A 13,389-nucleotide genomic window follows, 5' to 3' on the forward strand; every position below is an offset into this window, starting at 1 on the left:
GGTGAAGCTGGGGGCTACCGTACATTAAACGAAATCGCGAGCCCTCGTTCAAGTTTTGCCAACAAGGTTTTGGCTCGCACCGCATAGTAGGAGTGTTGCCCTTCATGAAGTCGAATAATTGAAACAAAAAGATCCCGTGCTACGTCCAGGTAGCCCTGGGTGAAGGCAAGTTCCCCAGTGTGGAGAGCACAGGCTGAAGTCATAGCCTCAACATCCACCGCCACTCGGCTGGTCGGAGTTGAAACCAGATGAGCAATTCGATTTGGCAGTGGCAATATGAACCCGTCTTTTTCCTGACCAAGGCGGCCAGCTGATCTGAGTTGGTCCAAGCTTGTCGTAGCTTTGGCTAAATCTGACGTCGATTTACAGTCACCATAGGCATTCCACAAAGAGGTGAAACCACTATCTCTTGTTTCACCTGTCTGAGCAGGAGGGGCAGTGGTACAAGCCGAGAAGAGGAAAGTTGAACCGAGTAATCCAACTAGGACACCAGCTCTAGTCAATTTAGATCGCATTGAACGGCCACCTCCATTATTTCTGTAATGGAGGTGTATGCAAATAAAGGACCACTTGGAAACAATTTGAAAGATGTTGTAAAATAAAGAAAGTTAATTTTTAATGACTGACTCTGGCGTGTTAAATTCAACTCACTGTGTTGTTTGTGAAACACTTGGAGGGAGCTGGGCGTCAGAACCTTGCGAGGAAGTCGTTAAGCATTAAATATTTGGACGAGGATACCAGTCCGCGTAGTGGAGTTTGTTTTGCGCATGATGTGCTTAATGTGTTCCTTGACGGTTTGTTCCGTAATCTGCAGTGCATTCGCAATCTCTTTATTTGTCCAGCCTTTTGCCAGGTGCTCCACCACAGACTGCTCTCGGTTTGTGAGCTGGAAACGTTCTCGAGCGTGCTCCGCATTCAAGTTCTGTTTTCGTCCGAGTTCTTCCATGGTTACGACAAGTCGGGCATGCTGAATCCCGCCTCGATCGGGTAATCCAAAACCTCTGAGTAGGATTGGCTGATTCGGATCACCTGTGACACGCTTGAGCTCAAACTGTTCCCAATCTTTGGCTTCTGTCCGTATATGGAGGGCTTTAATGATCTCTGCGCAAAGCTCAGTCAGAGCTGTCGGGAGTATTCCACGTGCCGAAACAGACGTGGTGCCTCCATGTTCAACCGCAGTGATTTTTTTAGCAAGCTCCGTAGCCTGCCGATTCATGTGGAGTAGTTGCATTGATGTCGATAGGACGACAATGCCAGAGCCTGCCCTCTGGTCGGCAAGAACATCTGTTTGGTCGGTTCCTTTTGGTAATTCTGTCATAAAGTATAGTGTATTGCTCTTAAGTTGAGATGAAATGAGATGTCTGTGCGCCTGGAGCCTACTCGAATAATACCGGAATAGTACCTAACACTTTCGAGGGAGTCAACATATACCTTCGAGAAAGCAGCCTACAGGATTGGTATTGTTGGCTGGGAGGCCAATGTATAGGATCCCCAGGTCAATTTTGAATGAATGGCAGAATCATTAGGGCAGTCGAGCATGTGCGGGACCTACGATTGAGGACCCTTGTTTAGGTATCGAGTAAAAACTCATGCCAAGGAAGCGTAGCGAAAGCTAGGTTTGGGGTTCGGTTGTTAGAAGCATGGGAGGATATGAGGTGAGAGCAATGGAATGGGAATGGCCAATTCAGGATAGTCATGAAAGCCATCGGGAGAGAGCTGCCTTATTGCGGCCAATACCGTATGAAATTATGGCTCAAGAGGGTGGAGGTAGCAGCCTTGTCAATAGGGGAAAGGCGCTGTCCCTGAATATCAGCAGTGGGGGCATGCTGATCCTTATGGATCAAGCTCCGAAGGTTGAGCAAGTTCTCAAGATCTATGTACCAACACCTGTCGCTCTTGCTGAGACCCCAACCCTTGCCGAAGTTCGTTGGACCAGAATGGTTCCGTTTGGAAGGTCGAATAGCTATGCAGCTCATTTTGTGGGGATTAAGTTCATGTTCTAACTAGTGCCATCATGAGAATGGATCTTTCTTTCCGGCCCATGCCCCCCCTCAATGCCCCAATCTTGTGGCTACACGATTGCGGTGTAGTGCGGGAAATCCAATGAGTTGGTCAGGGTTTTGCCAGTATCCTGGATACCTATGGCGAATTCTGGACAGGTGTGGAGGGAATGGTGGCTTTCAATCAGTTGGGAGGCCACCATTCCTTTTGGCCCTATGGTTCCTTCCACGAGTTGGTGATCCTGTTACTGTGGTGCCGAGATCATTATGAGGTGTTTGGATCCGGTGGGTCCCAGAGAGAGACGGGAGCCTATGTTTTGAACTCGACTATTAGGAGATGTGAAGCTATATATGAATGACGGAGGGATAACCGGACCGGAACTACTGGGGGCACTCCTTATATACTGAGCACAAATGCGAATCATTGAGGAGCTGGTCGGGTAGCAGACTGAGTGTAGAGAACTATTCACTTCCGCTGTTTGAAGATCAGCCAGGTAGTCGGTCTCATTCAAGGATCGTCAGCGCTCTTCTCTATTACATAGGGGACATGTCCGTTTGAACTAGTTTGATGAAAGCACTATATCGAGTGCTGGTTTATGCCACAGGGGCGAAAATTGTTGAGCCGCTCCCTATGTCGCAGCATGGATCTAGCCGCCTTTTATTTACTGGTTGGGCTGAATAGAATGGAAATGAGGTAAGGAGCTCGCTATAAGTGTTGTATTGGGAACAAGGAGGAAATAAGCGTGAAGGCTGTCATTCTTGCTGGGGGAATGGGGACTCGACTTTCGGAGGAGACCTCTTTACGACCGAAGCCAATGGTTGAAATCGGTGGGAAGCCTATTCTATGGCACATTATGAAGATTTATGCTGCTCATGGCATAAAGGAATTTATTATTGCTCTTGGTTACAAAGGGGAAATGATTAAAGAATATTTCCTGAACTTCTATGCTTTCAACAAAGATATTTCCGTCGACCTTGAAAGTGGGAAAACAACGATTCATGACGGGAAACAGCATGAGGATTGGAAGGTTCATCTCGTTGATACTGGCCTGCGCACACAGACGGGTGGGCGGCTCAAACAGTTAAAACGATGGATCGGGGACGACAAAACGTTTCTATTTACGTATGGAGATGGGGTTTCGGACGTCGACATTCAGGCGACAGTCCGGTTTCATAAGTCGCACGGGAAGCTTGCCACAGTCACATCCGTTTTGCCGCCGGCCAGATTTGGTCGGTTGGTATTTGATCAGGATCAGATCGTTGACTTTAGGGAAAAACCGCATGCTGAGGAAGGTTGGATCAATGGTGGGTTCTATGTTCTTCAGCGTGAGGCCATTGATTACATCCATGGTGATGAGATTGCGTGGGAGCGGGAACCGATCGAACAACTCACAAAGGATAATCAATTGATGGGGTACCGACATGACCGCTTCTGGTCCTGTATGGATACGCTACGTGAGAAAAACTATTTGGAGGAACTTTGGCAATCGTCACGAGCCCCGTGGAAGGTATGGTAGGGTGCCTCTCTAGGTAGGTAAGGCTTGTGGTTTTTGAGTGATATTCCTCCGCTTGAGCCTGTATCACTAATGTCGGCGAGCCACCACATTCGGTAAATATCTAGCTTAAGGAAATGAATATGCGAATCCTGGTCACTGGGAATATGGGATATGTTGGCCCGTTGGTGTTACGTCGGTTGCGAGAGTCGTATCCCGAGGCAATGTTGATCGGATACGATATTGGGTATTTTGCTCATTGTTTGACTGGTTCATCGCGGCTCCCGGAAAGTCGAGCGGATGTGCAGTATTTCGGGGATATCCGGCAGGTGCCCGAAAAGATCCTTCAGGGGACTGACGCGATTGTGCACCTCTGCGCGATCTCAAATGATCCGATGGGGGCCACTTTTGAAGACGTGACTCTTGATATCAACCATCGAGCAAGTATCGACCTGGCTGTCAAGGCAAAGCGAGCTGGTGTCAAGACCTTCGTGTTCGCATCGAGTTGCAGTGTCTATGGTTTTGCAGAGGGCGGTCCTCGTCGAGAGGAGGATGAGCTGAATCCTCTCACCGCGTACGCAAAGTCGAAAGTCAGTACTGAGCAGGATCTAGCGTCGCTGACCTCAGACTCATTTACGGCAACCTGCCTCCGGTTTGCGACGGCATGCGGAATGAGCGATCGATTGCGGCTAGATCTTGTGTTGAATGATTTTGTGGCGAGTGCACTTGTGTCAAGGCGCATCAATATTCTCAGTGATGGGACGCCATGGCGGCCACTAATCCACGTGAAAGATATGGCGAGAGCCATCGATTGGGCGGTGCAGAGAGACCGTGGCGCTGGCGGCGCGTTTTTGACGATCAATGTGGGAAGTGATGTCTGGAATTGCCAGGTAAAGGATTTGGCGATGGCCGTCACGCAACTTGTCCCCGATGTGGAAGTTTCTATTAATAGAGATGCGCAGCCTGATAAGCGATCCTATCGGGTTAATTTCGATAAATTCTCTAAGCTGGCACAGGGATTTCTTCCTGTCGTAGATCTGCAAAGTGCTGTACAGGATCTTCGTGATGGGCTCATGTCTATGCATTTTGCCGATTCTGAGTTTCGGAAGGGCGAGTTGATACGCTTAGTCACCCTAAGGCGATTGAGAGAGGGAGGGCATTTGACGGACCAGCTTGCATGGAAAGCGTAGGTAGGACAGTGAGATGTCATTATGGTGAGATTCTTTGATAAGGAAGGAGATGTCGGCATGAAGCCATCAGTGTGTCGCTCATGCGGAGCAGGTCTTGAACACACATTCATAGATCTGGGCATGTCTCCATTGGCAAATTCTTATATCAAACCAGGGCAAACGAATCGAATGGAGCCTTTCTATCCCTTACATGTGTATGTCTGCGAGACATGCTTGCTGGTTCAGTTGGAACAGTTTTCGACCCCGCAGGATATTTTCTCAGACTATGCATACTTCTCTTCATTCTCTGATTCATGGCTGGCTCATGCTCGGACCTATGTGGACATGATTGTCGATCGATTCAGATTTGATCGCAACTCGAGAGTTGTAGAGATCGCCAGTAACGATGGATATCTTCTTAAGAACTTTGTTGCGCGTGACATCCCTGTGCTCGGGGTAGAACCTGCGGCGAATGTGGCTGAGGTTGCAAGGGGAAAGGGGATCAACACCAAGGTGGCGTTTTTTGCTGAGAAGACGGCGCGTGATCTGGCTGAGGATGGATGGGCCGCTGATTTGATTATTGGAAACAACGTGTTGGCTCATGTTCCAGATTTGAACGATTTCGTGAAGGGGTTGAAAGTTCTTCTAAAGCCGACAGGCCTTATTACCATGGAATTCCCTCACCTTCTTCAACTCGTGGAGCAGAATCAGTTTGATACGATCTATCATGAGCACTTTTCTTACTTTTCTTTCATCGCCGTTGAGAGGGTATTTGCCCGCCATGGAATGAAACTGTTTGATGTGGAGGAGTTGCCAACGCATGGGGGATCGCTGCGAATCTATGCCTGTCATGAGAGCGATACATCCAAGCCGATTGAGATGCGAGCAAAGGAACTGAAATCACGAGAAGAAGCGATAGGGTTTGGTAGTCTGAACCACTATCTTTCATTTGGTCCACACGTTGAGGCGACAAAGAGAAAACTGCTGTCTTTCCTCATTGCTGCTAAGCAAGAGGGGAAACGTGTCGTGGGCTATGGTGCTCCGGCAAAAGGCAATACGCTTCTGAACTATTGTGGTATTCGTGCGGACTTTATTGACTACACCGTTGATCGAAGCCCACATAAGCAGGGCCATTTTCTTCCCGGTGTGCATATTCCAATTTATGAGCCAGACCGGGTGCGTGCTACGCAGCCTGACTATCTCCTGATTTTGCCTTGGAATATTCGGGAGGAGGTTATGAAGCAAATGAGCTATATTCGTGAGTGGGGCGGACAATTTGTCGTTCCGATTCCTGAGGTGCGACTGTATCCATGATTTTTACTGAAGCTGCTCTCAAAGGCGCATTTGTCATTGATCCTGAACCTGTATCTGATGAGCGGGGAATGTTTGCAAGGGTCTGGTGCGAAAAAGAGCTTGAGATGTACGGACTTTCCTCTAGGTGGGTTCAAGCGAGTATCTCCGTAAACCGTCGCAAGGGGACTCTACGGGGGATGCACTACCAGGTTGCTCCAAATGAGGAAGTGAAGTTGGTTCGCTGTACTACAGGTGCGATTTTTGATGTCATTGTGGACTTGCGCCCGACATCACCGACTTATGGGCAGCATGTCGGCCTGATTTTGACGGCGGATAGTCATCGGTCGCTGTATATTCCAAAACAATTTGCGCATGGATTTCTCACGCTCCAAGACAATTCTGAAGTCTCCTATCACATGTCGGAGTTCTATGCACCTTCTTGCGCGCGTGGTATTCGGTGGGATGATCCCCAGTTGCATATTCAGTGGCCAGAACCCATTGTGATTGTGTCAGAAAAGGATCAGCAGTGGCCACAGCTCAACTTGAACGGGTGACCTGACGTGGAAGCCGATCACTCTCTACTCAACTTGATAAAGGAACTCTACCCAATTTGCCGGAGTATTACTGGTGAAGGAGTTCGGGAGACTCTTCGGATAATCCAAAAACGTATTCCACTTGAGAAATATGAAGTTCCTAGCGGAACAAAGGTATTTGATTGGACGGTTCCTTTAGAGTGGAACGTGTCCGATGCCTACGTGATGGATCGAGCGGGGAAACGAGTTATCGATTTTCAATCGCATAATTTACACCTGATGAGTTACAGCGCGCCGGTTCGAAGAAGGATGAGTCTCGAAGAGTTGCGGCCGCATCTTTTTAGTTTGCCAGCTCATCCGGAATGGATCCCATATCGAACGTCCTATTACAAAGAGAACTGGGGCTTTTGCATTCGGCACGCTGATTTTGAGCAGCTTTCTGATGAGGAGTATGAGGTCGTTATTGACTCGACGCTTCAGGCTGGTTCGCTGACGTATGGCGAGTCTTATTTGCCGGGTGAAGTGTCTGACGAAGTTCTTGTGTCATGCCACGTCTGCCATCCGTCTCTGTGCAACGATAACCTTTCTGGTATCAGCGTGGCTGTGAGGCTAGCCGAAACCATGGCTGCTCGCTCAAGGAGGTATTCATATCGCTTTCTCTTTATCCCAGGGACCATTGGATCAATTACATGGCTGGCTCAGAATGAACAGGTAGTGCCCCGCATTCGGCATGGGCTTGTTATCACTGGGGTGGGTGATGCGGGAAGTGTTACCTATAAGAAGAGCCGTCAAGATAATGCGGAGATCGACAGAGCGATGGCGCATGTACTAAGACATTCTGGGGAAGCTCATACTATTATTGACTTTTTCCCGTACGGCTATGATGAGCGACAGTATTGCTCTCCAGGCTTTAACCTACCGGTCGGATGTTTTATGAGGACGCCACACGGCCAATATTCGGAGTATCACTCGTCTGCGGATGATATGGATTTAATACGATCGGAATCCCTTGCTCAGTCCTATGTACATTGCCTAGAGGTCTTCGAGTTGCTGGAAGGGAATCGCGTGTATCTGAATCAGAGCCCGAAATGTGAACCGCAATTGGGACGGCGGGGGCTATATCGTGCCGTTGCGGGGCAGCAAGAAAACCAGTCCAGAGAGCTCGCGCTTCTCTGGGTATTGAATATGTCCGATGGACGGCACGCACTGCTCGATATTGCAGATCGGGCAGATCTTCCATTCGGCCAGATTCAGTCCGCGGCTGAAGCATTGGTAGAGGCTGGACTCTTGAAGGAGCATCGGAGGCCGGAAAACGCCTAAGGGAGAAGCGACCATGAACACAGTCTATTACGACCCTCCATTTTCGGATGAGCGACGCCGTGAGGAGCTCTATGACGGTCAACTTCTTGTGTATTCTCCGCGTAAGAGTACTCTCGCGTTTATCGAATTTGCCAAGAAATTGATTGGGGAGGCGTTCGCTCCGTATGACCCAGAGACAGCTCAGTCGTATTTATCCGTTGAGCAGTATGCCGACATTCTTGTAAAGCTGAAACCAAACTTTATCCATCATCCTGAATCCAAGGCGCTGATGCGCAATATTTTCGAAGAGATGGGCTGTGATCTAGGGAAGACATACTTTGATGTTCCGAAGATGCGAAGCTCGACCAGTGATAACTATCTCACAACCGGCATTGCGTATGCGTGGCACCCTCATCGAGACACCTGGTACTCTGCCCCACCATGCCAGGTCAATTGGTGGATTCCTATCTATGATATTCAGTCGAGCAATGCGATGGCGTTTCATCCACAGTATTGGAATGCGCCTGTGAAAAACAGTTCCAAAGGATATAACTATTACGTATGGAATCAACAAAATCGAGGGGCGCACGTCGCCAAATTCTTGAAAGAGGACCCTCGGCCTCTCCCAAAGCCAACTGAACCACTTGCGCTGGACCCGCAGGTTCGGTTGATCGTGCCAGCTGGAGGTATTATTCTATTCTCGGCAGCACAGATGCACTCCAGTGTTCCCAATACCTCCGGAAAGACCAGGTTTAGCATAGATTTTCGCGTAGTTAACCTTGATGATGTGGCACACAAAAAAGGCGCTCCTCTGGTCGATGAGGAGTGTACCGGGACCACGATGAGGGACTATTTGCGGGCGACCGATTTGGCTCACATCCCTGATGAACTCGTGGCGCTCTACGATGATGAAACGACCAGGGAAGGGAAACTTCTCTACACGGTCGAGGAGAAGTAAGTTTGCTGATGCCGAATCGCATTAACCTAACCCGATAGGTGGATTGAACGTACTCGTTCGCGACCGATAAAATCGGCTTCATTAATTTTGGAGATATTTTGTTTGGCCTGAACGAATGGTTTGCTAAATTGCTTTTCCCATTTAATATGGCCAAAGTGCACATGTTCCACTAGTGCGTTCACCTGTGTGTGGCACCGAGACGATGGACATGGCTGATGTTGAGGGGCCCGTGCTAGTCATTTAAAAACTGAACGTCAATCAGTTGTTTGAAAACCTCTTGTCTCAATTTTTGCGTGAAGAAACGAGAGATGCGGGGGTGGCCAGAAGTCGGAGAATTGACCAGGTAAGAGCCTGTTGGGCCAAGTTCCGTATGGGTGCTGCGCGCCGTGGCCGATGGCGAAGGAGTGATGTTCTGGACCAGCCTTTTCATTGTTGCAGGGACGACTAGAGCTTACTTCAGAGAATGAGGTCTGTTTCTTGGGTTGAGGGTACGGTACTGTGGAAGACGAGCTATGAATTTTGATAAGTCGAAGGCATTACAAGGACGGGCTCATGCCCTCATTCCAGGGGGGTGTCACACATATGCGAGAGGTGATGACCAGTACCCTGAGCTGTCCCCAGGTTTCCTTATCAAAGGGCGCGGATGTCATGTCTGGGATGCCGACGGAAATGAGTTTATCGAATACAACATGGGGCTTCGATCGGTGACGTTGGGATACGCAGACGAGCGCATCTTAGGTGTTGCCCGCCAGCACATGTTGGAAGGCGGTAGCTTTACGAGGCCTTCGCCGATAGAAGTCGAATGTGCGGAGGAAATGCTGAGTCTTATAGAAGGGGCCGAGATGGTGAAGTTCGGGAAAAACGGCTCTGATGTGACAAGCGCTGCCATACGGCTTTCCCGGGCGTACACGGGGAGAGACCGGGTCGCTGTTTGTGCCGATCACCCTTTTTTTTCAGGGGACGATTGGTTTATTGGGTCTACCCCGCTTTCTGCCGGTGTTCCGAAGGCTGTGCAAGAACTCACGCTCAAGTTCACATATAACTCTATCGAAAGCATCCAGGCGCTTTTCCAGCAGTACCCCGGCCAAATTGCTTGTCTCATTATGGAGCCGGAAAAAGAGACCGCGCCAAGCAATGACTTTCTTCGGAAGGTGCAGGAGCTTTGTGGAAAGAATGGTTCTGTCTTTATCCTCGACGAAATGATTTGTGGGTTTCGATGGCACCGTGGCGGTGGGCAACGGTATCACAAGATTGTCCCTGACTTGTCGACATTTGGGAAAGCATTGGCTAACGGCTTCTCGGTTTCCGCACTAGTTGGAAAGAGAGAGATCATGAAGCTTGGTGGACTCGAGCACGGGCATGAGCGGGTGTTTTTGCTCTCATTGACGCATGGTGCTGAATCGCATGGTTTGGCGGCGGCCAGGGAGGTCATTCGGATCTATAAACAGGAACCCGTGATCGAAATGATGTGGCGGGCCGGTGAGAGGCTAGAAAGAGGGGTTCGGCAGTCGATCGGCGAACATCACCTGCAAGAACATTTCAAGGTGTTAGGAAAGCCATGTTGTCAGGTCTATGCGACTCTGGACGGGGAGAAGAATCCATCTCAAGCTTTTAGAACTCTTTTTCTTCAGGAAACGATCAAGAGAGGGATCCTCGCACCCTCGTTTGTTGTGAGCAGTAGTCACAAGGATACTGATATTGACAAGACGATCGAGGGAATTCATGAAGCGTTACAGGTCTACCGAAAAGCACTAGCTGAGGGGATCGAGAAGTATCTTGTTGGTCGTCCAGTAAAACCCGTGTTTCGTCGCTATGTGTAACATGCATGAGTCAGGAGGACCAGGGTTATGAGACATGCCTTGTGGTATGTGATTATGTCTGTGGCGTTGGTACTCACCTCGGGCACCGCATTCAGTGAATCAGGTTCGGTCAAACCTGAGGCCGGTAAAATGCCAACCGATGTTCCTCTATTACCTGGAGCCACAGGGCAGGCCGAGAAAACAACGAGTCAGGTGATGACAGATAAGCTGTCGAATGCGGTAGGTACAGAATACGTCATCGGGGCGGAAGATGTGTTGGATATTACAGTCTGGCGGAATGTCGATTTATCGCGGCAAGTACAAGTGCGCCCGGATGGACGGATTTCAATGCCAATTATTCGTGATGTCGTGGCGGTAGGAAAAACTCCAACAAAATTGGCTGAGGAAATGACGAACAAGCTGAAGGAGTACGTCCAAAATCCGGTTGTTGCGGTGACGTTGAAGGAAGTCAATAGCTCCAATATTTTTCTTCTGGGCGAAATTGCCCATCCTGGGAAGTATCCGCTCAAGAGCAAGACGACGCTCTTGCAGGGAATTACGATGGCAGGGGGGTTTAAGGAAACCGCAGCGAGAAATCAGATCGTCATTTTTCGGTTTACTGAAACGGCTCCAGGTATGAAGCGATTTACGGCGAGCTACGATGATATTGTGCTCCGTAGTGGGATTAGCGACAATTTTGAACTGAAGCCTGGCGATACCCTTGTTGTTCCCAGTGAGTCGATGGTGGTGTTCCCTGGTCGATAAGGACTACCAGAAAGGATGGCGGCAGTGGACTATTACGCGCGAGGGGCAAGGACATTCAGGTCGTATATGTTTACACCAAGAGCTTTGTCAATCGGGCTGGTGCTGTGTTCGATGCTGGCCCAGGTTGGCTGTCTCGGGCCAGTCACATCAAGGGAATACAAAGCATCCGATGTGCCAACAGAATTCCTTCTAGGTTCTGAAGACCAGATTGAGATCAATGTTTGGAAGAACCCTGATTTATCACGCATTACCTTGATACGGCCTGATGGCTATGTGTCCATGCCTATTATTGGAGATGTTCAGGCTGCGGGGTTGACGGCAGACGCGCTTGCGGCCCAGATCACGGAACGGTTGAAAGGGTATATCCAGAACCCTTCGGTGTCGGTAAACGTGAAGGAGCTCAATAGCTATTCTGTATTTGTGTTGGGTGAAGTCGCAAAGCCAGGCAAGTATCAATTGAAATCGTATGTGACGGTGCTTCAGGCCATTTCCATGGCTGGAGGGTTTACAAATTATGCCAGTAAGAATAGGTTGCAAGTTGTGCGGGTGATTGAAAGTCCAGGCCATAAACGGCAAGAGATCCATATCCCACTCCGTTACGATGATCTCGTAAGCGGTCGTGGTGAGCCAGGTAACATTGTGCTGGCTTCTGGTGATACACTGGTTGTGCCCTGATCATTGTTGGGTAGTATCTGTGTGTGAGCCACTTCCGTGCTCCCCGTGATCTGTGTAGCGGGTGATCTGGTCAGATCTGCTGCCTAGTTCACGGGCAGTTCCCGACCACTCCTGAAAGGAAATTTGGTGAATCTATTGCTTTGTCGTAGACATGTCGAACAGGATTGGTTGTTCCGGCTTGTAATTATTGTGATGCTTGTCTCCGGAGTGCTTTGGATAAAACCCGGACATGCACAAACAACCGTCATTCCTTCCGCACATGTGTCGGGCTATTACGATACCAATATATGGTCACGCCCGGCCGCTCTCTTGCCTACGGGCACGAAGCTGGATGACTTTGTGACAACCGTCGGCGGGGCGGTGCAACTGTTGCACGATACTCGGGATATCGACGTCAAGGTGCAGGTTGGAGGAGCCTTCAATGCGTATGTAGAAAACACAGGCCTCAATTACTTCAATACAACCGCGAAGGGCACCATCGGGTTGGATCGGTGGGTTGATCAGTATGTCCGGGGAGCGAAGTTGCGCATCACCGAAAACTTTCGATATACGCCGCAATCTCCTGGTTTTCTGACTGGAGTGAGGCAGACAATTGCTCAGGATGATACCTTTTTTTCGGGTATTCAGGCTTTTCGAGCCAATACATTCATCAATACCACGGGTGTGACTGGCTCCTATCCAATCTCGAGGGACCTTGCGTTGGAGGGAGGTTATACGTTTGGAATTCGAAAGTTCGGGAGAATTTTAGGAGGGGAGACTGGTGGTGTTAGGTTTTTTAATACTACAAATAACACGTGGTTCGGAGGGCCTCGGTATCAGCTTTCGAGAAACGACAGTATCGCAGCCTTGTATCGACAGAGTTTCGTGCTGCAGTCGCGTGCCGATGGCGGTCGGTCATTTGCTACGAACCTGATCACCCTGGCGGGGAACTACGAAAGAAAATTTCAGGAGTGGGAGTTCGACTTGGAGGCCGGAGTCACCTTCGTTGAGCCGGCCGGTGGGAGTTTCCCGACGGGTAGTCTGACAGTTAGCACCCAAACAGAGCGAGACACGGTGTTTCGAGCAACCCTCTCTCGAGCGGCCAGACCGTCCACATTCCTCGTGGGTGGGGCTGTCCTTAGCAGCGTTGCGCAGGTCGGGGTCAGTCACCGAATTTATGAGCGGCTCACTCTCGAGGGAGATGTTGCCTATGGTTATAGCCAGTTTTTCCCAGATACTAGGAATACGACGTTTCAGAACTTTCATGGGACGACGCGTCTCGCTTACAAATTGACCAGAGATATCACTGCAGATATTTCGTACGCCTTTACCTCTGTAAAGAGTGATACACCTACTATCACATACGAATTTTCACGCCATGTGATGGGGTTCTTTCTAAGCGCCGAGTGGAAATAGTAAATGTGAC

The 13,389-nt window shown here is 49.5% G+C and carries 13 protein-coding genes; 11 read left to right on the plus strand and 2 right to left on the minus strand.

From position 1 onward, the window contains the following. Positions 1–14 precede the first annotated feature (14 nt). On the minus strand, positions 15–203 hold the full coding sequence (locus ACYX34_RS05640) for a hypothetical protein (RefSeq protein ID WP_462075580.1): 189 nt from the start codon (positions 201–203) through the stop codon (positions 15–17). A gap of 506 nt (positions 204–709) precedes the next feature. Beyond that, on the minus strand, positions 710–1,216 hold the full coding sequence (locus ACYX34_RS05645; protein WP_462075581.1) for a response regulator transcription factor: 507 nt from the start codon (positions 1,214–1,216) through the stop codon (positions 710–712). Positions 1,217–1,748: 532 nt separating this feature from the next. On the opposite strand from ACYX34_RS05645, the gene ACYX34_RS05650 reads away from it, so the two are divergent. From ACYX34_RS05650 to ACYX34_RS05700, 11 genes are all read left to right on the plus strand, one after another. Next, entirely contained in the window at positions 1,749–2,003 is a 255-nt protein-coding gene (locus ACYX34_RS05650; protein WP_462075604.1) for a PilZ domain-containing protein, read from the plus strand. Between the two features lie 740 nt (positions 2,004–2,743). Beyond that, positions 2,744–3,517, plus strand: a complete 774-nt coding sequence (gene rfbF / locus ACYX34_RS05655) for a glucose-1-phosphate cytidylyltransferase (protein ID WP_462075582.1) — start codon at positions 2,744–2,746, stop codon at positions 3,515–3,517. A gap of 119 nt (positions 3,518–3,636) precedes the next feature. After that, positions 3,637–4,683, plus strand: a complete 1,047-nt coding sequence (locus ACYX34_RS05660) for an NAD-dependent epimerase/dehydratase family protein (RefSeq protein ID WP_462075583.1) — start codon at positions 3,637–3,639, stop codon at positions 4,681–4,683. Between the two features lie 57 nt (positions 4,684–4,740). Next, a complete protein-coding gene (locus ACYX34_RS05665; RefSeq protein WP_462075584.1) occupies positions 4,741–5,976 on the plus strand; it encodes a methyltransferase domain-containing protein in 1,236 nt (411 codons plus the stop codon). After that, positions 5,973–6,509 carry a dTDP-4-dehydrorhamnose 3,5-epimerase gene (gene rfbC / locus ACYX34_RS05670; RefSeq protein WP_462075585.1) on the plus strand — a complete coding sequence of 179 codons (537 nt, stop codon included), beginning with the start codon at positions 5,973–5,975 and terminating at the stop codon, positions 6,507–6,509. Before ACYX34_RS05665 ends, rfbC begins: the two co-directional genes overlap by 4 nt. Before the next feature lie 6 nt (positions 6,510–6,515). Then, entirely contained in the window at positions 6,516–7,808 is a 1,293-nt protein-coding gene (locus ACYX34_RS05675) for a DUF4910 domain-containing protein (RefSeq protein WP_462075586.1), read from the plus strand. A 13-nt stretch (positions 7,809–7,821) separates the two neighbouring features. Continuing rightward, positions 7,822–8,745, plus strand: a complete 924-nt coding sequence (locus ACYX34_RS05680; protein WP_462075587.1) for a phytanoyl-CoA dioxygenase family protein — start codon at positions 7,822–7,824, stop codon at positions 8,743–8,745. A gap of 512 nt (positions 8,746–9,257) precedes the next feature. Then, positions 9,258–10,565, plus strand: a complete 1,308-nt coding sequence (locus ACYX34_RS05685) for a glutamate-1-semialdehyde 2,1-aminomutase (RefSeq protein ID WP_462075588.1) — start codon at positions 9,258–9,260, stop codon at positions 10,563–10,565. A 27-nt stretch (positions 10,566–10,592) separates the two neighbouring features. Next, the gene (locus ACYX34_RS05690; RefSeq protein WP_462075589.1) at positions 10,593–11,309 is read left to right on the plus strand and encodes a polysaccharide biosynthesis/export family protein; all 717 of its coding nucleotides are present in this window, start codon (positions 10,593–10,595) and stop codon (positions 11,307–11,309) included. Between the two features lie 171 nt (positions 11,310–11,480). Then, positions 11,481–11,984, plus strand: coding sequence for a polysaccharide biosynthesis/export family protein (locus ACYX34_RS05695; protein ID WP_462075590.1), 504 nt, complete (start codon positions 11,481–11,483; stop codon positions 11,982–11,984). 126 nt (positions 11,985–12,110) lie between these two features. Next, positions 12,111–13,379: an outer membrane beta-barrel protein gene (locus tag ACYX34_RS05700; RefSeq protein ID WP_462075591.1), complete on the plus strand. Its 1,269-nt coding sequence runs from the start codon at positions 12,111–12,113 to the stop codon at positions 13,377–13,379. Positions 13,380–13,389 lie beyond the last annotated feature (10 nt).

Source organism: Nitrospira sp. CMX1, assembly GCF_054902215.1.